This is a genomic window from Vibrio cionasavignyae, assembly GCF_050337155.1.
In the GTDB taxonomy this organism is placed as follows: domain Bacteria; phylum Pseudomonadota; class Gammaproteobacteria; order Enterobacterales; family Vibrionaceae; genus Vibrio; species Vibrio nomapromontoriensis.
In genome coordinates, this window is record NZ_JAKJSR010000014.1 from 60,880 (window position 1) to 82,699 (window position 21,820).

A 21,820-nucleotide genomic window follows, 5' to 3' on the forward strand; every position below is an offset into this window, starting at 1 on the left:
GTATTAATTGAACGCTAATGACATGACTTGTTGCTGAGAGGCCTCGTGACCGTCCAGTTCGCCTTTGAATTGACCATCATGCATAACAAGAATTCGGTCACTCATACCAATGACCTCGGGTAATTCTGATGAGATCATGACCAGGCTTTTCCCCATGCCTGTGAGCAGACGCATCAGCTTGTAGATCTCGGATTTTGCACCAACGTCGATACCTCGTGTTGGCTCGTCGAGAAACAGAATGTCTGGCTTGGTTAGCATCCAACGAGCCAGCAATACTTTTTGTTGGTTGCCACCGCTTAAATTATCAATGGCTTCAGACATGCCAGGGGTTTTCACTTTGAGTGACGAGCATTGCGTTGAGCAGTCTTTCTGCATTTTTCTGACATCAAGTAAATTACTGACCTTATGGCGGTAAGCGTCAAGGTGGGCAATGGAGGTATTAGCAAAAATATCCAACATCAAATACAGACCAGAATGGCGGCGATCCTCGGTAAGAAAGGCCATCTTGTGGTTAATGGCATCGGTAGGCGTTTTGATTTCAACGTTGTCACCGTTGATCCAAATTTCGCCTACGTCTTTTTTTCTCACTCCAAACAGCGTTTCAATCAGTTCGGTGCGACCAGAGCCCACCAGTCCGGCTATTCCAAGGATCTCGCCTTCATGAAGCTTGAAGCTGATATCACTGAACTGACCCTCAACAGAGAGGTTTCGTACGTCTAATCTCACTTTGCCTGGTTTAGCCGTGATTGGCGGATAAACGTCACCAAGATCGCGTCCTACCATCATGTGAACGAGTTCGTCGTTGTTAGTGGAAGCCGCTTCACGTTCACCAATGAAATTGCCATCTCGAAAGACGGTGATGTCATCACAAATACGGAAAATCTCATCCATTTTGTGGCTGATATACACCACTGCGACGCCTTGGGATTTGAGTAATTCAATAATTTCGAACAGATGGTCAACTTCTTTGCCCGTTAAAGCAGAAGTGGGTTCATCCATAATGATGATCTTAGAGTGATAGGAAATCGCTTTTGAAATCTCGATCATTTGCATGGTGGCAACGGTAAGTTCACTCATGGGCGTGCGAGGGTCTAAGTGTAAATCTAGCTTTTCCAATAACGTGGTGGTATCACGGTACATCTTGCTATGGTCGATGAGATTGAAAGGCCCCTTAGTGGGCTCTCTACCCAACCAAATGTTTTCAGCAATGCTGCGGTGAAGAATAGGGGACAGTTCCTGGTGAATCATCGAAATTCCAGACTCAAGCGCATCTTTAGCGCCGGTGAAGTTGACGGGAGTTCCTTGATAGCGAATGGTGCCATCGTCTCGTTGATATATCCCAAAAAGCACTTTCATTAGGGTGGATTTTCCGGCACCATTTTCGCCCATTAAGGCCATGACGCGCCCCTTTCTTAATGTCAGTTGCACATTATCGAGGGCTTTAACTCCAGGGAAGGATTTAGAAATACCACGCATTTCCAAGAGGGCTTGACTCATAATTACAGCTCCGTTTGAAATGTTCTATGCGCCGGTTCTACTTGAACGGTAAGACAGCACATAGAACATATGAGTAAAGGTGACGTTAACCTTGTTTAGCTTTGAACTCAGCAAGGTTGTCTTTGGTGACAAGCTCGGCAGGTATCCATGTGATTTTTTCACGCGGTTGTTTTTTGATGCCATTGAGTGCTGCGTCGATCGCGCCGCGAGCCTGACCACCGCCGTCTTGGAACACGGTGGCATCCAGTGCGCCGCTTTCAATCGCCATTAATCCATCTGGCGTTGCATCCACGCCAACCACAATGGTGTCATCAAGTTTGCCTGCGGCACGCAGTGCCTGAATAGCACCCAGCGCCATGTCGTCGTTATTGGCAATGATGACATCAAGTTTGTCGCCCGAATTGATCCAGTTTTCCATCACGACCATGGCTTGCGAGCGCTGCCATAACGCGGTTTGCTTACGAATGATGTTGAAGTCAGGTTTGTCTTGGAAATAATCTTCGACACCTTCAGTTCGAAGGATCGCGGCTTCAATGGTCATCATGCCCATCAAAATACCGATGTTGCCACCATCACTTTTATTGGCGACGTACTTCGCTTGTTCTTTACCAAATTGCAGCTCTTCAGAGCCGACGTAAGCCACTCCTTCTGGAAGGTAAGAAGGGCGTCGGTTGAGGTAAACCAATTCGATCCCTGCATCCAATATTTTGTCTGTCATCGGTTGCGTTGCATCGGTATTTACCGGCACTAAAATAATGCCGTCGACTTGTTGGATGATGAAGTTTTGTACCTGACCGAGCTGCTTAACCGTATCTTCTTTAGCATCGACAAAGATGAGTTCAATATTGTCTTGCTTCTCTGCATAGGCGGTCATTGAGTCTTTCATATTGACTAAGAAAGTATCGTCAAAGTTAGGAATGGCGACGCCAATTGTCACAACATCGCTTTTGCTCTCTTCTCCGCCACACGCGACAAGGCTCATTAAACCAATAGCAACGAGGCCCGTTTTTACCACTCGTTTAGTGGTCTCTTGATAGCAAGCAATCTTATGCGAGAAGCGGGTTACACATTGAAAAAGAGTGTTCATTTTTGATGACATTGACTGTCTCCTTGTTGTTATCACTTTTACTGCCTATCACGGGACGTTTCACAATGTAATGTCGACGATTAATGAATAGGCATTATAAATTGGGTCTTTTTATTCCATTAAAGGGTGATATTTATTGTGTATTTTAAATGATAAATATTTTTCATTTATTTCACTGATAACTATATAGATAGAAAATTATTTTTGCCATTAGATAGTGAGCACAATTGTTATAATTGTTACATAGATCTTGTAGGTGTTAATTTTTGTGATATGTCGCAGTTTTATAACTTGATGATAAATAAAGATAAAATATCAAGGTTGTTTCTGTTTTTATCTCTAAGTTATTGATTTAGATTGGCTAAAGAATTTGGGTTACAAAAATAATTCGATGAAAAAAGAGTTGGAAAATTTTTTCTATTTTTTCATTTTTTAGCGTAAGACTAAAGTCTAATAACAAGCCGGTAATGTAACCGTGATCACTCATTTGGATTAAATATTTCGTTTTACTTTGATTTTAGAATGTACATTTCATATAAAGAGTAAAACAGAATGATCGTTCTCTTCATTAACCTAATTTCATTTTGTTTGATTGATCATCTTTTCAGTTGGTAAAACAGCACACACTGTTGTTGCTATTGGAACCGCTAAAGCGCAGTGAGTGAAATGAACGCTTAGTCGTAGGGAATAGAAATATGAAGTTGGAAGATAAAACGCTGGATTTAATTTGTTTGGGTAGAGTCGCGGTTGATCTGTATGGGGAGCAAATAGGCTCGCCGTTAGAATCAATGAGTACATTTGCAAAATACTTAGGTGGTTCGTCTGGCAACGTTGCGTTTGGCACGGCTAGGCAAGGGCTAAAGTCTTCCATGCTCGCTCGAGTGGGTGATGAACATATGGGACGATTTGTACGCCAAGAATTGCAATCTGTCGGCGTTGATACAAGCCACCTAATTACTGATAAAGAGCGGTTAACGGCATTAGTGTTGCTGGGGATTAAGGACGAAGAGACGTTTCCGTTGGTGTTTTATCGAGATAACTGTGCGGATATGGCGATCAGTGTGGACGATATTTCTGAATCCTATATTGCCTCGGCACGATGTTTAGCCATTACCGGGACACATTTATCCCACCCACGAACGCGTGATGCGGTACTGCTTGCCTTAAACTATGCAAAAAAACATGATGTTAAGACAGTGCTCGATATTGATTATCGTCCGGTATTATGGGGTTTAACCGCATTAGGCGACGGAGAAACGCGCTTTATTGGATCCGATGAAGTAACACAACAGTTGCAGCACGTGCTGGGTCTTTTCGATGTGATTGTTGGTACGGAAGAAGAGTTTCATATCGCGGGCGGATCAACGGACACGGTGGAGGCGCTGCGTACAGTGCGGCGTGTGAGTCAGGCTGATCTTGTATGTAAACGAGGTGCATTAGGATGCTCTGTGTTTACAAACGAAATACCTGAGTGCCTTGATGACGGTATCACGATTGAAGGGGTGCGTGTTGATGTCCTTAACGTTTTAGGCGCAGGCGACGCGTTTATGTCCGGGCTGCTGCGTGGTTATCTCAATAATGAAGGCTGGGAGCACGCTTGTCGTTATGCCAACGCCTGTGGCGCTTTGGTGGTATCTCGACATGGTTGCGCGCCAGCGATGCCAACGAAAGAGGAGCTCGACAACTACTTACTCAGGGCATCAAGCGTACCGCGTCCTGATCAAGACCAGCATTTAAACCACTTACATCGTGTCACGACTCGAAAAAAACACTGGGACGATTTATGTGTTCTGGCTTTTGATCATCGCAGTCAATTTGAACAAATGGTTCTAGATACGGGGGCAGATCGGTCTCAAATCGCCCCGCTAAAAGCGTTGATCTACCGTGCGTCACAAGAGGTCTCTGCTGAGGAAGGGCTAGCCGAGCAGTCGGGTGTGCTTTGCGACAGCCGATTCGGTCAATCGGTTCTGAATGCGGCGACAGGAACAGGGGTGTGGATAGGTCGGCCCATTGAACTTCCGGGCTCTCGACCGCTGCAACTTGAGCATGGGAATATTGGTTCACAACTCCTTTCATGGCCCTTGGAACATGTGGTGAAATGCCTGGTCTTTTGTCATCCAGATGACGAGCCGACGCTTCGTCATGCACAGGAAAAGACGGTTAAAGAGGTGTACCAAGCTTGCTGTCAGTCTGGGCATGAACTGCTTCTTGAAGTTATCTTACCGAAAGGCTGTGAAGCAAATGATGGGTTTTATGTTGCGTTATTGCAGCAATTCTATGCAATCGATGTCAAACCCGATTGGTGGAAATTGCCACCATTGTCACCTTCTTCGTGGCGTTGCGTAGAACGAATCGTCCATGAAAATGATCCTTATTGTCGAGGAGTGTTGATTCTCGGTTTAGATGCGCCGATCGATGAGGTAAAAGCGGGTTTTAACGCAGCGGCAGATTGCTCGCTTGTTAAAGGTTTTGCAGTGGGGCGCACTCTCTTTGGTCTACCGTCTAGCTTATGGTTGTCGAATGAGATAGGGGATGATGAGTTCGTCGCTCAAGTAAAAACCAACTACCAACGATTAATTACTGCATGGCGTGAGCGCCAATTGAACGAGCCGAATTCAAATTCAGTGCAGAGCCTTTTACAAACAGAATCCACTACATTGGTATCAAATTAAGGAACGCAGTTATGGAAACCGTATTTAACTTTATTAATGGTGCAGTTCATGATGCTGTTGGTGAACCGCAGTCTAACCGTATCTCTCCCATTTTTGACCCCGCGACAGGGCAGCAGACTAAGCAGGTTAGACTGAGCGATGAGGCGCAAACCCAACACGCGATTGCAGCCGCTCAACATGCTTATGCCGACTGGGCGAAAACCTCGCCACTAAAACGGGCCCGAGTATTATTTGCCTTTAAAGCGTTAGTGGAAGAGAACCTAGAGCGCTTGGCTCGTTTGATTTCTAGTGAACATGGAAAGGTGTATTCGGATGCCATTGGAGAGCTAGCGCGTGGGCTTGAAGTGGTGGAGTTTGCATGTGGCATTCCGCATTTACAAAAAGGCGAACACTCTTCTAATGTGGGGACAGGGGTGGATAGCCACTCACTCATGCAACCTTTAGGGGTTTGCGTTGGTATTACCCCGTTTAATTTCCCGGCAATGGTTCCAATGTGGATGTTTCCGATTGCGTTGGCGACGGGTAACACGTTTGTATTAAAACCGTCAGAGAAGGATCCTTCTCTGGCAGTCGAGCTAGCGCTCTTGCTTAAGCAAGCGGGTTTACCTGACGGTGTATTCAACGTGGTTCAAGGGGATAAGGAAGCAGTGGATGTTCTGCTGACGGATGAACGTGTTCAAGCGGTGAGTTTTGTTGGCTCAACGCCCATAGCAGAATACATTTATGCAACGGCTTCTGCGCACGGCAAACGATGCCAAGCATTAGGCGGTGCCAAGAATCATTGCTTAGTGATGCCCGATGCGGATTTAGATATGGCCTCTAATGCCATTATGGGCGCGGCTTACGGCGCGGCGGGAGAACGGTGTATGGCGTTATCGGTGGTGGTCGCGGTGGGAGATGAAACCGCGGATCGCTTAATTGATAAATTACGAACCCAAATAGCAACGATGCAAGTGGGGCCGGGTATTGTTGAAGGTAAAGAAAATGACATGGGGCCGGTGATTTCTGCGCCGCATAAACAAAAGATTTGTGACCTTGTCACAAATGGGGTTGAGCAAGGCGCGTCTTTGTTGGTTGATGGGAGAGATTTGACAATCTCAGGCTACGAGCAAGGTTATTTTGTGGGACCGACATTGTTTGATCATGTCACGCCAGGGATGACCATTTACCAAGAAGAAATCTTTGGTCCGGTACTCGCCATCGTCCGTGTGCCCAATTACGCCACCGGACTGGAATTGATTAATCAGCATGAGTACGGTAACGGCACGGCGATTTTTACTCGCGACGGTGAAACCGCTCGTCAGTTTGAAGAAGAAGTGCTTGCCGGGATGGTTGGCGTGAATGTGCCACTGCCCGTACCCATGGCGTTTCACAGTTTTGGCGGATGGAAGCGCTCTATCTTTGGACCGCTAAATATGCACGGTGGCGACGGTGTTCGTTTTTATACACGCATGAAAACTGTGACAAGCCGATGGCCTGCCAGCGTGCGTTTGGAAGAGCACGCTAGTCGCTTCAATTTTCCTACGATGTAACGTTAAATTGGTCGTTATCAAGCAGTCGCTCCGGCGACTGCTTTTTTTTGAGCCGCAGTTGCCGTTTTCCGAGCGATGAAAATATCTTGGCATTGAATGAGTGCGTCCCTTTCGCACTTTTTGATGTTAATACCGTAATTCTACGGTTTCGTTTGCCACACTCTCCTCCTACTATACGCAGCGCTTTTTCTAGTGACGCGTGATCACACAACGCGTCGCTTTCATTACTGCTCAGAAACACAATCAAATTCATCTATTTTTTAACATTACTTTCGGAGATGTTGTGGCAAGTCACCTTTCACAATCAAGAGATACATGGGGATCAAAGCTTGGCTTTGTTATGGCCGCCGTCGGTTCCGCGGTCGGACTTGGGAATATTTGGAAATTCCCGTATACCGCTGGTGAAAGTGGGGGTGGGGCGTTTGTTCTTATCTACTTTGCTTTTGTTATTTTCATCGGATTTAGCGTGATGTTGACGGAATTTTCTATTGGTCGATATACCCAAAAGTCAGCCGTTGGTGCATTCAAAATAACGGATCGGAGTTGGACATTTACTGGTGTCATTAGCGTGGTGAGTACTTTTACATACTTTATGTTTGCTTGGGATAAGCAGGCGGCACAGAATGGCAGCTGGCGAACGGCAGAAAATACGCTATATACCCTATCCTTGGCCAGGGGTTGGCCTGGAGCATTATTAGCTCAAGTTACGCGTTAAGTGATGTGGACTAACAAGAGACTATGGCGTCAATAGTTGATTTTTGGCGCAGTTTTCGTCCCATATAACACCGTCTCTAAGCATAGAATTGAGAATCACAACCATCTTTCTCATACAGGCAACTCTTGATACTGTTTAGGTTTACCGACGGCAAGTAATCGCTCATAAGTTGGCAATATTCAGAAATTCAGAAGAGTAATTTTGAAGCGAAAGTACAGTAGAAAGTATTAAAACGTGCGAACTTGGAGCTAAGGTTATTGCGAGGTGATGTCAAAGCCTCGGCGATTAAAACAGATACTTCAACCTATGCAGATCTCAATGCAATCGTATTGAAAATGCAATACAACTCGATTACTCAGGTTAGCGGCAGCTTACTTAGGCTTTAGATTAATTCTAGATTTTATGCATAACGTTGAATGTGTCGCAAAAGTGTGGGGGAGCAGTTTTTAGGTTGTGTGCTTCATGGTAAATCTTTGTAATTAATGCATTACTGCTGAAATCTAAATGAAAGGTTCAATTTTAGAGTTTGTAGCAGCCTATGTGACAGGTCAAAAGGCTTGGTTCTAGTGTAATAGGTAATGCGTTAAAAAGTGCATTTAAGAATAACGGCCAATAGTTGGTATTTTATATTCCATGGTTGGATATTTACGCTGAAATAGAGGCGTAAACAAGGAAAGTAGATGAACTTAAATCAAATAACCTTGGCTGTTCATGATATTGAGTCGGCAGTCAAATTCTATACGACACTTGGGTTGACCCAAATTGTTGGGAACGACTATTACGCGCGTTTTTCATTTCCAGATGGTGATGCGACTTTTTCAATCTATCTAGATACTGAAAAGAAAGGTTTAGATTGTCGTGGTGTCGTTTATTTTGAGCATGAAGATCTTGATCAGTTAGTTGAGCACCTAAAATCGAAGGGTATCAATTTTTCTCAAGATCCAACGATGCAGACTTATCTTTGGAGAGAAGCGGCGTTAAGTGACCCATCAGGCAACAAAATTAAGCTATATTGGGCTGGCGAAAATAGACTAAATCCTCCTTGGAAGCTGGAGGGTAAGGACTCTAGCTGTTTATGAAAACCAAAGAGCCGTGACTTATGGGTTGTTTCATAAACATGATGACAGTTCCTGTGAAGTAAAGCGTATGTACTCAAATACAAAAGGAGCAGGTAGCTCTCTGATTTCACAAGTGTCATAGTGACAGAGCAATCGATGCTCACGGGAAGTATGTGCATACCGATAGTTCGAGTTGTGTGGATACGACGTTAGCACTTGAATAGACGTAACAAGGAGGTGACATGTTTCCAATTGAAGTTTTTCTGCCCTATACAGTGGCTTGTCTTTTGCTGGTTATTTCACCGGGGCCTGATAATTTGCTGGCCGTTGGGCGGGGTTTAAGTCAAGGTAGGGTGGCGGCGATAGTCTCGGGGTTGTCGTCTGGCGCGGGGATCCTTTTTCATGTTATTGCGGCAACGTTTGGTCTTACCTTACTTATTCAAACCTCAGAATTGGCGTTCTATGTCGTTAAGATTGCGGGCGCAGCGTATTTGATTTGGTTAGGGATAAAGGTACTGCGTACCCGCAGTTTATTCTCTTTGGAGCCGGCGAAAAAACAATCAATAAAAGCGATTTTCTCGACAGGCTTTTTATCAGCAGCCCTCAACCCAAAACCAGGTATGTTTGTTCTCGCTTTTGTCCCCCAGTTCGTCAATCCAGCGTTAGGCTCGGTCACTGTTCAAATGGTTGGTTATGGCGTTTGGTTCGCATTACTTACCGCGATTGGTTTTAGCTTGATGGGTGTTTTCGCATCGCAGTTATCTCATTGGTTTAGGCGCAAACCTAAATTGGTATCAGCTCTAAACGTAGGGGCAGGATTAACATTTATCTCTTCAGGTTTAGCGGTGGCGTTTATGAAGCAGCACTAAATAAGAGGTGTTTGCTTAGCTGGTAGTACAGTGAAAGAATTTCAAGGTAATTTCGACCACTACAGGGTACACATTTCCGTATAGTTAACCTGTTCTCTTATAAGTTTTTTTTTGAGTTACACGAAGATGTCAGTGACACATTAATGTATCACTGACATTGTATGTTAAGCGCCGTGTCGTTGTCGCCATTCTTGCCACATTAACGACTTAAACTCTAAAAATCCCATGTCACTATTGGGAGTAAATTGTTCGATTTCACCATTTGGTTCAAGATAATCAAAATACTCATAGTGTTGAGTGTTAGCCGTACTGTATTGATAGCACTGTATGGTAATGCACGCTTGCCCTGATGGTGCGATATTTCTCAGTTGATGGGTTTGATTAAGGCCTGGAGATATCCACGTAATTTCCCCTTCTTTAAAAGTCTGAGTGGCGAATGGCTTACTATGAAATTTCGATAGCATTGAAAATAAGTTGACGGTGATCTCTCCTGAAAGCACTCTAATGATGGCATTCGCGTCACCGTGGTTGTGAATGGGTGAGCCATGTTCGCTGGGCCAGATCTCCATAACAAAAGGTATCCCTGGAGAGTTCCCTTGATTGACGCCCATTGTGATTCGAAGGTAGGTTTCATTGGGGTTATCATCACCAAACTCATCGATTTTATTCAGTAATGTCTTATAACACCAGCCATTTTTGTCAAGAATACTTTCGTTAATCGCTTGTTCAAACTGAGGAAATGCCTCTGTGTTGAGCGTAAACTGCTTACCTGCGATATTCGAGTAAAGTTGCTGACAAGCGAGGGGGAGGTTATCGATAACGGTTTTTTGATGAAAAGCGATGTCGTCCATACTTATGGTATCAATGGAAGCAACAAATAATGGAGGGTCAATCGTCACAGGATCATTGAGTACACTTGAATCTAGCCGGTTGTCAGAGGCAAGAATATCGACGCTCTGGACGAGCTTTAGCCAGCTTTGCGTTTCATTTCCTACATCGTCTGGTTTTAAGTAGTGTTGATGGTTTTCCAAGCCGTACTCCAAAATAACGGTGTTACCACGAATCTCGCCTTTCCCATAGCGAATCACCGCATTGTTACTGTCAATACTCAACCAATATTGGCAAAGTGGATCTTGATCTAGGGAATCATCACTGGATACAAGCGGACTCCAATCTCCTTGTCCAGTCAGGCCATATAGAGTGGTTGACTGATTCGTAATAGAGAGCTTTACCGCGCGGTGCTCTGAACCTAAGCAAAGATCGAGATAAGTCAGATCACAGTCTTTTTGTTTCGATATGAGCACCACACCTTGCCCATGTATATTGAGTGGGACGATGACTTTTTCAGTAAACTTAAAGTCTTGTGCTTGTGTCAGCGGATTCGGCGTGGAATCATTTTTTTGTTTCATTGTCTTTTCCTTTCTCGTTGCTATCATCGTATGCGCGGGTCGCTAAGATCCAACTGAAGTCCGCTCCAGCACGTTGCGCGCCTTGGTGACAGTTCATACAACTATCATATTGGTGGTAGGTTTCCATGGTGACGTTAGCCAGTAAGCACTCTGGGAATGGCATTCCCCCAGCCTGCATAGCGGTGCCATCTTCGCACCCAAAGTCGCCATCTGTTGGGCTTTTCGGTGAAGCAGAAGGCAACTGTGGCCATTGAGACCCAATCAATTGATAGTATTGCCAGACAGTACCCTTTAAGGCGGCACGATATCGCTGGTTCATATCGGTGGTGGAGTATCCCAGTGCTTCTGGGTTTTCTCTTTGCGGGGTGTCGGGTATCTGGCTTAAACGCACCACATTTATTGGTGTTGTGTCGGCGAAATCTCCAGGCTCTGGTACCCTGCTTGACCCCGGGTGCTTGGCGGGATTAGCCCTTAGTACGGTTGACTCTCTTTGATATAGCGTAGGGTCATAATAGGAAGGAACCATTGTTGATGGTGTTGAAGCGTCTTCGCCAAGGTTGTCCACTTGTTCGAAAGTGCCCCACACCCATTGAGGAAAGTCTGGTGTTTTCTGTGCAATGTGAAATCCAACTAACCCAACCGTGGTTGTTGAGCAGTCGCATTTCATCATGGCATTTTCGCTGTCGTCACACGTACCAGGTACTGAGACAATAGCGTTCTTTAAGTTAAAAAACCGTGAGTGAAACTTAGGGTCTACTTTACTTAAATCTCTCCACGCGGCTTTTACTTCAATGACACCAACTTCTGTAGTGCCATTTCCACTGGGAAGGGTAATCACACCATCGTCAGGCCAATTTGAGCGATTGTAATAACCCTTATCGCGAATAAAATCATACTCGACTCTATTTGTTCTTACCTCATAGCGAGTAAATAGACCGGTTTGGTCAACCAATGGTCCGCTAAAAGCTTGATCTAATTCGTCTGCAACCGTACTAAACTTTGAACCAGAAACGAGCGCTGGCTTACCTTTGTAGCCATCGTTTTTGCAGATTGCCGATGTTCCGTTGGCAACCCATTCAACGGGCTTTGAACCATCTTGAGGGAAAAGATCAAATGCTGACTTCCAACCCAGCCAGACCGGGAGGCGGTCATCATTATATTGTCCAAACACTTTTTGATTGTCGGGCTCAAAAGCCTCACCATGACTTTTTACATGAGAGGGCCACATAAGCGCGATGAAGTTTTGCCAATTGAAATAGTCAAAAAAGGGACGCTTAACCACGCCTGACGCGGCAAATGGTTGAGAAGGAACTTCTGCCAGAAGGTGGCCCGAAAGCTCGGGCTCTAAGTGTCCATACAGCTCTTCTTGCGTTTGCGCCTCTAGCTGGTGGGATGAGAGTAATAATGCCACCAATCCATATTGAAACTTAATCATTTTTTACTCCTCACACTCGAGTGGAGCGTCTGCGGCAAACTTAGCATGCTCCTGTACGGCTATCTGCATTTGAAGAGAGGTGTCTAGATTGAGCAAGTTGACATAATTACCGCCACTGTAGGCTTGAGGAAATTGAGTGGTTTGAAAGTAATTGACGTTTTCTTGGCTGTATTGTTCACATAGACCATCAAAGCCAAATATCGGTGGAATGGTGACGCCCATTGTTGGATTCGCATCATCCGGATTGGCGTACGCGCCAGCATGGCAGGATAAACACGAGCTTTGTTTGTTATCTACCGGTCCTGCAAGGCGGCTTTGGCAGCCAAAATGCTCATAGGGTTTTATTTCAGTGTTCAAAACACTTTGCTGAGCGGGAATCGATTCTGATTTAGGTACGGCAGGAAACGTCCAAGGATCCATTCCCCATTGCAAACCGACGGGTTTAAGGTTGTCCCAGACGGTTTTTCCACCATCATCAATGTATGCGAACGTGCCATAAACCCAACGTGAAGGTGAACGAGTGTCAACGACAGCAACATCAACTTGTACTAGGTAGACGTCGCGGACTTTTCGTTGGCACTGGAGAAACTCGCCTTCGCTTTCTACATGGCGATTAGCTTGCCATTTAGGTGAGTTATTAAGATAGGGTACATCGTTAGGCGTTACTGTAGAAAACAAAAACTTAACCACAACGGTACCTTCTTTAAATGGCATGCCTTTGGTTGAGGTGATGCCATTCACAGTTTCTAGAACTGGTTTACCTTGGTTATTAAAACTTTGGCCGACTGTGTAGGCACCAATATCGTTGTACATGCCCACCGCCCAAGTTTCAAACCCTCGCTTGTCGTTTGTTTCATTGTTCACATTACCGTAAAAATCACTTAAGTGAGCGGTACGTTCATTGGTAAGCCCGTGAACAAATTCACGGCCAGTTTTTTGTGCATAGGCCATCCATGGGATATGAAACCACCTCGTTTCACCATCTAGGTTGACCTGAAGGCCTTGTTTATTGTTAAGATCAGCGCTTTGCCCTTGGCGGATGTAATCTAAGATGCTAGTGATATATTCGTTATAAACAGGATCCTGTGACCAGTCAGGGCTGCTAGTCGCATTGAGGTTAGCTTTCATTGGTAGATCTATAAATAGCCATGGACAAGACTGTTTGGTGCACTTTGCTGGGAGTTGCGTTGGATATTGATCGCTAAGTTCAAATACAGGACCCGTCCAGTCAGCGGGAGGAGTGTTGACAGCGTTGTCCCAAGCCGGAGTATCCGCGGTCGCTGTTGCCAAGAGTAGTAGAAATCCTGATAGGATTAGTGCTATTGATCGGAGTGTTGATGTGATAAATCTCATATTACTTTCCTAGTGATGTGACGTTGTTATTTTTTTAGTTATATCGTGACGTTGTCACGTGATATTATTTTTAGATAATTTTCATAGGTCAGAGTAGCGTTGGCTGAAAGTGCAACTTTCACCGGCGAGCCTTGGTCGTGATCAACCAGTATTTGACCCGACTTATCATTTTCTTCGTTTAGTGATTGTTCTACGCGAATAGGGAAGGTCCGTGAGTGGATGAGTTCAGGATTGGTAATGACACTGGCTGCGAGTGGATCCCAGAAGTCGAGGTAGTGGCCAATACCAGGTTGAATAGTAGGGCTGGATAAAACACTAGTGAGGAATTGTGCGCTCGGGGTTTTTATTGAAGCCAGTGCGTTAACGAAGGACTGGGTAACTGGAACCTGCTGCGTGGCATTGAGAGCAACCAGAACAATCTCAATATCACTTTCGAAGATAATTTGAGCACCAAGGGGGTCAATAAAGATATTCCACTCAGCAACTTTGTTACTATAACAAGGGTGCTCTCCTAACGTAGGTTGGATATTACCTGTTGCGCCCGGCTCCACGAACTCATCAGTTAAGTTTCCTCCCATCATCACGATTCGTGTTAGTTTGGTTTTTAACGCGTCAGCTAAGGCAGCGTTCCTTTTTGCTTTTTCGAACATGTGACCCCAAGTAGTGCCCCCTCCAATACAAAGAAGCGTCACAGGTTCCTGTGTTTCCAACATAAAGTCCGTAAGAAACTCAATAGCATCGTACACCGACTTGTTTGGATTTGATGACGGGAAGGGACTATCGTAATGATTGTCAGCGGCTTCTCTCTCTTCTCCAGGAAAAGTGTTGCTGTATCGTAGTGGAGCGTTGAAACCACGACAAACAGGAATAGTTAAGTGTTCTGGGTTTCCGGTTAATGTGAGCATATTTTTTACGTTGTCTATGCCACGTGTGAGATGAACATCTCCAGTACCGGTTATAGATATCCCTGCGACAGAAATATCGGGATGGTGCAGAAGGTATAGCATTGCCATGTAATCATCAAAATCAACATCGGTATCAATAAGCACGTTCACAATAGTCTCCTTATGTATAGATGTGCATATAGATGCTAGGAGAGTATTTGTTAATGTCTCGTTAAAAAAGGACGTGGGTTAAAAATAATGACGTATGTGTGCTAGTGGGGGGCTTTGCAAGAGTGGTGAGTCAATAGAACAACAGAGTAAAAGGACAGACACAAAAGGCATTAAATGAGCCCGATCCTTTATTGCTTTTTAAGGTATTTGCTTTTTTGCTCGGTTATTGGAAGAGAAGAGATCGCGCTTAGTGAGAATCGGTTTGAGCGAAGGAAAGTTGAGTGCGTGACTTAAAATAAGCCTCCAAAGGAGAGGCTAAATTCAATGAACCACGATACTATTTGCGTCGGACTAAAAAAGAGGTTTTTTACCTTTAAGTTCATATCGCCAAGAGAAAAAATTTGGTTTGATGTAAGAAATAGATTTTTCAAATAGCTGGTTTTTTAAGTAGACACATCTTTCAACCCGTACGAGAGGAGAGTTTGCAGGTAAAGCGAGAATTTGTTCTGCTACCTCATTGCCGATGACAACAGATAGAAGTTCGTGGCCTTCATCAAAGTAAATACCATAATCTTGATTAATGATATTGTATAAAGATTCATTATCAGAAACCTTATCCAATAGGTTTGGAAGTTTGTCTGAATCAAGATAGTTTAACTCGTAGATCCCACGATCCCCATCAATGGTTCGTGTGCGTAAAATCTTGTAGACCTTTGAGCTGCTAAAGTCACTTAAACTCGGCATATCAGCAACAGACACTTCTTGTCTGTCAATCACAGTGGTTTCAACTGTTCTGCCTATGTCTTTCATATCATTGGTTAGGCTATAGAAACCGGATCCTAAGTCTTGGACCAGGTCGCCATCTTTTACATAAATACCATCTCCTTGAGTCACTCGTAACAAACCTCGATCTTTAAGTTCGAAAATGGCTTTACGTATAGTGGAGCGACTAACAGAAAACTGTTCAGCTAAGGTGCGTTCATCGGGAAGCTTCATGTTGACTTCTCGAGTCTGAATCATCTTATGGATTTTTTCGGCAATAGTTTGATAAAGATACACTATTGGTTCCTTCACTAAGTTAAGCTGTCTAACAATATACTAACGATCAATAAGACTTAAGTCATGAGATGATTATCTGATGCCATTCAACGTTCTCAAAGATCGTTTGTACATTGGGTTGAGTATTTATTAGCCCAGTACCATAAACATGCCTATTTGCACTTCAGTCTTCCATCAAAATGGTTATAAATATAATCATTATCAAAACCATCGACGTTTTGACTAGTGAAGATGAGTGGTGTGACACCTGCTTCAAGCGCTTGCTTCTGAGCCTCGACACAAATAACGTTCATCAACGCCATACCAGAGATGCTGGAGAACGCGCCAGTGATTTTGTTATTGACAAGACACAAACCATCTCCTGCAGGAACAAGGTTATCCAGTACGATATCCGCGATATCCATCAACTTTAATTTAGAGTGGTGGCGGCTAGGGTAAAGTGAAGATTGTTCAAGTGAAGTGATTGCGATAACAGTATGGCCTTCCTTTTTTGCTCGCTGAGCAAACTCGATTGGCAAAGCGTTTCGACCCGAGTTTGAGATAACAACAACAACATCACCTGGCGCGATGTTTTGGTCATTCCATAAAACATCCGCAAGGCCACTAAGTTTTTCAAGTTCTGAGCCACGAAGCGCTCCGTCACTCGTTAGTACCGTTGAATCTAGTATGGCGTTAATGTTGCCTAGACCGCCAGCACGGATGAAGCCTTCTAGCCCGACCATATGTGAGTGACCAGTACCTAGCACCTGAATCATTTTGTCGTTAACAATAGCTTTAGAGAACTGTTCAATTGCTTTGGTAAGCGCTGCTTTGTTCTTTTCTTCTAGCAAAGATAGTTGATTATGTAGTTTGTCAAAATATTCCATAATATGGGGTCTCTATACTAAGTTAAAATGTTGTTTTATTGAGCTTATTGTCAATGTTCTCGTAAGTCGTGATAGCAATCACCGCTACATTTTGGTCTTGTCATCAATTTCCCTATTTGTAGAAAGCCTGCAGGCGGCACTTTCATTTCTTACAAAGTCTATGTGTAAACATAGCTAGCCTACAAATCGACATTGCTAGCCAAAAAACCAATTGGTACGTACCAATGTTGCGAATGATAAGTTTATTCTTGGTTTGATGAAATAACGCCCGCTGGTTTATGTGATGTATATCACATAATGACCTGTGGTGATATTGAAGCTGTGGTAAGGTTGAGCGTCTGTATAGCATCTATTGCTATTAAAATAGCGATTACTAATTCATTGGTTCGAACCAGTCTGTGTTTATTTGGAAGCAAAAACCTAACCTGAGAAGGACACACCTAACTTGACCTTCCAAAATAATCCAGTTGCAATGGCTATGAGATGGTAATTGGCAGTAAAAATCGCAAGTAAAGTGGTTTTTAGCTGGTTTCTTATGACAAGATGATTTGAAGAACGTCATTCAGGAAGCGCAACAAACGGGTGCTTTCAAATCACTTTACCGTGTGCTTATGACGTGTTTACACGCAAAATTGGGCAAATATCTCATTGTTAAAGGTCGTTTAGTGCTATAGCTGAATGTATCGTGTTCGATTCAGTTTTATGCTATCAATGAGTTAACTATGGATCCATTAACGCAGGGTTTACTGGGCGCCTCTTTGCCCCAATCGGTGAGCAAAAAACAACACTTAGTCGTCGCTGGGGCTTTAGGGCTACTTGCCGGAATGGCGCCGGATTTGGATGTGCTTATTCGCTCACAGAGTGATCCTTTACTGTTTTTAGAGTTTCACCGACAATTTACGCATTCGCTGTTTTTTATCCCGATTGGAAGTTTAATTTGTGCGCTTTTTTTGCATCGTTTGATAGCAAAAAATCGCGGGCTGTCGTTCAAACAGAGTTGGCTTTATTGCGGTTTAGGCTATAGCACTCATGCGTTGCTGGATGCCTGTACCACTTATGGCACCCAGCTATTTTGGCCGTTAACCAATGAGCGTTATGCTTGGAATACAGTCTCTGTCATTGATCCCGTATTCACACTGCCCATATTGATATTGCTGGTATTTGCCACCCTAAAGCGACAGCCGTGGTTAGCTCGTATTGCGTTTCTATGGGCGCTGATCTATCCGACGTTAGGAATGATACAAAGGGATAGGGCTGAGGCTGCCGGATGGCAATTGGCTAAAGAACGGCAACACTTTCCCGTTCAGCTGGAGGCTAAGCCGAGCTTCGCTAACATATTGCTTTGGAAAGTGGTTTATGAAGTCGAGGGCAACTACCATATTGATGCGGTGAGGGTAGGCGCATCGGTAAAAACCTATCCCGGAGAATCCATCAGCAAGCTCAATATTAATAAAGACTTTCCTTGGCTCGATCTGCGTTCGCAGCAAGCGATAGACATTGAACGCTTCCGATGGTTTTCCAATGGTTATTTAGCGCAAGACCCCACCGATGAGTTGCGTATCATCGATGTCCGATATTCGATTGTACCTAATCAACTTAACGCACTGTGGAGTATCAAACTATCACCGTCAGCGCATGCCGATAAGCACGTAGAGTACCAGACTCATCGCGACAATACGCCGGCCTCCAGACAACGCTTCTTTGATATGCTCACTGGCCTTTAATCGCGTCCTCATTAAGAAATCTCTGCGAACAGTAAAACCGCTGTTTTGAGATGGACCGCACAACTTCATATAAATAAATAGCTTACAGGTCGTTAAACTTAAGTTTAGTTTGCGTTGCAAAAGCAATTTATCGCTAACCTGCTAATCTTCAAAAGTAATTTTGGAAATATGGATTTTTCCAAAAAACTGATTGTCAGGCAGAGCCATCAATGAAGGCGGCTCAAGGATAGAGTAATAATGAATAATACCAAGGTTTCATTCCGGGTCACGGTGGTAGGAATGTTTGTCGTTGCGACAATCCTGACCGCGATAGTAGCGGTTTCTTTGCAATATTATTTTAGTAAAAAAATGGCGACGGAACAGACGTTGTCTAACCTTACAATTGTCTCTCAGCAATTGAATGAAGTGATCGGCAAAGTAGACGCTGACGCAACCAATACCATACAACTTCTCTCAAAAATTAGTCGCTCAATCAGTCATCATTTATCTGAACAAGAGGTGAGGGCGATTTTGTCTGAGGCGGTAAAAGATAACGACTTGTTTTACAGCATTTATGTTGGTTCAGAAAATGATGACTTTTACCAAATAATTAATCTAGAGTCTTCGCCTGATGTTAGGAAAAGGCTTGGTGCAAAAGCAAGTGATCGTTGGGTTGTCATTACAGTGCGAGATATAGACAGCAAACGAACGAGAAAAACGGCTTATTTTGATGAGGCCTTCAATTTGAGAGCGGAAACGCTCGTGAGCAGTAACTATTATCCTACCACTCGACCATGGTACATCGAAGCCAAGTACGATGCGGTGAGTAAAACGGATCCATATTTATTTCATCATCTGCAGGTGACGGGACAAACTTACTCTTTGGCATTCCACTCAAAAAACGGTAATAACAGCCAAAAGGTAATTGGTATTGATATCATTTTATCTTCGTTAGCTGACCAAATCTCTGCCTCTTCATTGGGGTTAAGAGAAGACAGCGAAGTCGAAGCGTTTGTTTACTCCAAATCAGGCAATATTATCGCTTCGAATAAACCACCCTCAGAGCAAGATCTGTTTCCAGAAAGCCCTAAGCTTATCTTGACTGATAGACAAAAAGAGATTGTCGCCAATGCGAGTCCAGTTTTGATCTCCAATCAAAATGATTGGGGGCCTTTGGATTATTCGGTTGCGGGTAAGCCCAATGGTTATGCTGTTGATGTTATAGCACTTATTTCACAAACCACCGGCCTTGAATTTGATTTTGTGAATGGGTTCTCGTGGAAAGAGTTAGCTAATAAATTTGTGCAAGGTGACTTAGATGCGTTGCAATCAGCACAGAAACAGCAGGGAAGTGTTGTTGATTACGCAAAAGGTGTATACACACAGCCAATCTACGAATTACCTTTTTCCGTTGTGACCAAAATGGATACCGAAATTATTTCTAATTATGCGCAATTAGAAGGAAAGAAGGTCGCCATTATCGCCGGTTGGTCGATAATTCCCACGTTAAGAAAAGACTTTCCCGGTGTTGAGCTAGTAGAATTTGAAACTCTGAATGCAGCGTTTGATTCGGTCGAAACTGGTGCGTGTTTTGCAGTGCTTGATTCAAAGCCGGTACTTTCATTTGGTTTGGATAGGCTGTTTTATTCAGACCTAAAAGTTAACTCAAATCTGATCGACTTGGGTGAAATGTACTCGATGGATTTTCACATCGTATTAAGCCGTGAACTTGCCGACCTTGTGCCGATCCTCAACCTAGCGATAAATAATATCACTCCAGCGCAGCGTTCAGCCCTTGCGGGTAAATGGTTCCATAGTCAGGGTGATAAAAGCGACAATACAGTGCCGTATACCGAGCTGTATGACATGGTTCAGTCTGCAACTCTGAGCGCTGACATTATCGCGATGACGTTAAATGGAGAAGAGAAGCATGTTTATCTAAAAGAGATCGAAACGGGCAAGCACTATTCTGAATACTTTGCGGTCGTCATTCCTGAGCGAGAGATCTTTGAGACGGTTCGATCTCGAGTGATTACCTCAATATTTATTACCTTGTTGTTAATGTGTCTAACGCTACCGCTTGCGTGGGTGTTTGGGGCACCCATTGTACGACCTATCAAGCAGTTGATTGTTGAAGCTGAGAAGATACAGGACAGGCGTTATGAAGAGGTGGCAGTGGTTAGAACGCCGATAAAAGAAGTGTGGGACTTATCGGTTGCCATTAAAGATATGGCCAAAGAGCTAAAGCAACATGAAAAGACGCAAGAAGAGTTTGTCGAATCTTTCATTAAGCTAATCGCGCAAGCTATTGATGATAAGTCACCATACACCGGAGGACATTGCCACCGCGTACCTGAATTAGGCATGATGTTGGCGGACGCGGCAGAGAAATCTCAACTTGAACAATTTTCTCAGTTCAGGTTTAACAACGATGATGAAAAGCGCGAGTTTAGAATTGCGGCATGGCTGCATGACTGCGGAAAAATAACTACTCCCGAACATATTGTCGATAAAGGCAGCAAACTTGAAGCTAACTACAATCGTATTCATGAGATTCGTACCCGTTTTGAAGTGCTCTGGCGTGATGCTGAAATAGTATCGCTACAACAGCGACTAAATGGTGAACACAGTACCGAACAAATAGAGTCCGAGTTGTATGAAGTTCAGCAGCAACTTAAGCAAGACTTTGAATTTGTTGCTAATGCTAACGTCGGCGGCGAGTTCATGAGCGAGGAAAAAGTGGCGCGAATTAAGGACATTGCGTCAACGGTTTGGGTTCGCCATTTTGATGACACGATGGGTTTGTCGCCGGCAGAGGAGAGCAACAGGGGAGAGAGTACATCACTTCCATTTGAAGAGAGACTTCTGTCTGATAAGCCAGAACATATTATTAAACGTGAGCAGCCTATCTCGTTTGACCCTGAACATCAGATAGACATGATAGTCCCTGAGCATTTATACAATCTTGGTGAAGTGTATAATTTAACGATAACACGCGGCACCTTAACCGCAGAAGACCGATTTAAGATTAATGAGCACATGATAGGCACCATAAAAATCTTGGAGAGTATCCCTTTCCCTCAAGAACTCAGTCGTGTGCCGCGTTATGCCTCTACTCACCATGAAACGATGAAGGGGACAGGATACCCCAGAAAACTCAAAGGCGACGAGTTGTCGATACCGGAGCGAATCCTGGTCGTCTCCGATATATTCGAGGCATTAACGGCAAGCGATCGTCCATATAAGACGGCTAAGCCGATCAGTGTGGCGATTGATATCATGTATAAAATGGCACTGGATGAGCATATCGATATAGAAACATTCAAGCTGCTATTAAGCAGTAATGCTTATCTCGTCTATGCACAGAAATACCTGAAACCGGAGCAGATTGATGTGGTCGATGTCGCAAAGTATTTCCCTGATTTAACATAGGGAAATAGCAGAGGCGTGCCAGTTAAGTAGACTCAAACAAAAAAGCCCACACATCTCGCTGTGTCACACAGGATGTAT

15 protein-coding genes and 2 pseudogenes are annotated in these 21,820 nt (G+C 44.0%); 8 read left to right on the plus strand and 9 right to left on the minus strand.

Going from position 1 to position 21,820, the window contains the following annotated elements; all coding sequences use genetic code 11:
* Positions 1-3: 3 nt before the first annotated feature.
* Both L4D74_RS10885 and L4D74_RS10890 read right to left on the minus strand, forming a co-directional pair.
* The gene (locus tag L4D74_RS10885; protein ID WP_265676812.1) at positions 4-1,497 is read right to left on the minus strand and encodes a sugar ABC transporter ATP-binding protein; all 1,494 of its coding nucleotides are present in this window, start codon (positions 1,495-1,497) and stop codon (positions 4-6) included.
* Positions 1,498-1,582: 85 nt separating this feature from the next.
* The gene (locus L4D74_RS10890; protein ID WP_265676811.1) at positions 1,583-2,596 is read right to left on the minus strand and encodes a sugar ABC transporter substrate-binding protein; all 1,014 of its coding nucleotides are present in this window, start codon (positions 2,594-2,596) and stop codon (positions 1,583-1,585) included.
* A 683-nt stretch (positions 2,597-3,279) separates the two neighbouring features.
* Between L4D74_RS10890 and L4D74_RS10895 the strand changes: the two genes are divergently transcribed.
* The 4 genes and pseudogenes from L4D74_RS10895 to L4D74_RS10910 all read left to right on the plus strand — a co-directional run bounded on the left by L4D74_RS10895 (position 3,280) and on the right by L4D74_RS10910 (position 7,503).
* On the plus strand, positions 3,280-5,256 hold the full coding sequence (locus tag L4D74_RS10895; RefSeq protein ID WP_428752140.1) for a bifunctional 5-dehydro-2-deoxygluconokinase/5-dehydro-2-deoxyphosphogluconate aldolase: 1,977 nt from the start codon (positions 3,280-3,282) through the stop codon (positions 5,254-5,256).
* A gap of 11 nt (positions 5,257-5,267) precedes the next feature.
* Positions 5,268-6,788, plus strand: coding sequence for a CoA-acylating methylmalonate-semialdehyde dehydrogenase (locus L4D74_RS10900; protein WP_428752141.1), 1,521 nt, complete (start codon positions 5,268-5,270; stop codon positions 6,786-6,788).
* Positions 6,789-7,071: 283 nt separating this feature from the next.
* Positions 7,072-7,365: pseudogene (locus L4D74_RS10905) on the plus strand (sodium-dependent transporter); the annotation flags it as partial.
* Entirely contained in the window at positions 7,360-7,503 is a 144-nt protein-coding gene (locus tag L4D74_RS10910; RefSeq protein ID WP_428752263.1) for a DUF1294 domain-containing protein, read from the plus strand. The pseudogene L4D74_RS10905 and the gene L4D74_RS10910, both read left to right, overlap by 6 nt.
* 21 nt (positions 7,504-7,524) lie before the next feature.
* Here L4D74_RS10910 and L4D74_RS10915 read toward each other — a convergent pair.
* A pseudogene (locus L4D74_RS10915) lies at positions 7,525-7,673 on the minus strand (IS110 family transposase); the annotation flags it as partial.
* Positions 7,674-8,183: 510 nt separating this feature from the next.
* On the opposite strand from L4D74_RS10915, the gene L4D74_RS10920 reads away from it, so the two are divergent.
* Together L4D74_RS10920 and L4D74_RS10925 are read left to right on the plus strand one after the other, a co-directional pair.
* The gene (locus tag L4D74_RS10920; RefSeq protein ID WP_428752142.1) at positions 8,184-8,582 is read left to right on the plus strand and encodes a VOC family protein; all 399 of its coding nucleotides are present in this window, start codon (positions 8,184-8,186) and stop codon (positions 8,580-8,582) included.
* A gap of 221 nt (positions 8,583-8,803) precedes the next feature.
* Positions 8,804-9,430, plus strand: a complete 627-nt coding sequence (locus tag L4D74_RS10925) for a LysE family translocator (protein WP_428752143.1) — start codon at positions 8,804-8,806, stop codon at positions 9,428-9,430.
* Positions 9,431-9,594: 164 nt separating this feature from the next.
* On the opposite strand, the gene L4D74_RS10930 is transcribed toward L4D74_RS10925, so the two are convergent.
* The 6 genes from L4D74_RS10930 to L4D74_RS10955 form a co-directional block, all read right to left on the minus strand.
* Positions 9,595-10,839, minus strand: a complete 1,245-nt coding sequence (locus L4D74_RS10930; RefSeq protein WP_428752144.1) for a cysteine dioxygenase — start codon at positions 10,837-10,839, stop codon at positions 9,595-9,597.
* Complete coding sequence (locus tag L4D74_RS10935) at positions 10,823-12,274, minus strand: hypothetical protein (RefSeq protein WP_428752145.1); 1,452 nt, start codon at positions 12,272-12,274, stop codon at positions 10,823-10,825. Before L4D74_RS10935 ends, L4D74_RS10930 begins: the two co-directional genes overlap by 17 nt.
* Before the next feature lie 3 nt (positions 12,275-12,277).
* Positions 12,278-13,627: a hypothetical protein gene (locus tag L4D74_RS10940; protein ID WP_428752146.1), complete on the minus strand. Its 1,350-nt coding sequence runs from the start codon at positions 13,625-13,627 to the stop codon at positions 12,278-12,280.
* 38 nt (positions 13,628-13,665) lie between these two features.
* Positions 13,666-14,682, minus strand: coding sequence for a nucleoside hydrolase (locus tag L4D74_RS10945; protein WP_428752147.1), 1,017 nt, complete (start codon positions 14,680-14,682; stop codon positions 13,666-13,668).
* Positions 14,683-15,033: 351 nt separating this feature from the next.
* Positions 15,034-15,741: a GntR family transcriptional regulator gene (locus L4D74_RS10950; protein ID WP_428752148.1), complete on the minus strand. Its 708-nt coding sequence runs from the start codon at positions 15,739-15,741 to the stop codon at positions 15,034-15,036.
* A gap of 152 nt (positions 15,742-15,893) precedes the next feature.
* On the minus strand, positions 15,894-16,607 hold the full coding sequence (locus L4D74_RS10955) for a sugar isomerase domain-containing protein (protein WP_428752149.1): 714 nt from the start codon (positions 16,605-16,607) through the stop codon (positions 15,894-15,896).
* Positions 16,608-17,329: 722 nt separating this feature from the next.
* Between L4D74_RS10955 and L4D74_RS10960 the strand changes: the two genes are divergently transcribed.
* Together L4D74_RS10960 and L4D74_RS10965 are read left to right on the plus strand one after the other, a co-directional pair.
* Complete coding sequence (locus L4D74_RS10960; RefSeq protein WP_428752150.1) at positions 17,330-18,331, plus strand: metal-dependent hydrolase; 1,002 nt, start codon at positions 17,330-17,332, stop codon at positions 18,329-18,331.
* 237 nt (positions 18,332-18,568) lie between these two features.
* Positions 18,569-21,742 carry an HD domain-containing phosphohydrolase gene (locus L4D74_RS10965; RefSeq protein ID WP_428752151.1) on the plus strand — a complete coding sequence of 1,058 codons (3,174 nt, stop codon included), beginning with the start codon at positions 18,569-18,571 and terminating at the stop codon, positions 21,740-21,742.
* Positions 21,743-21,820: the final 78 nt, after the last annotated feature.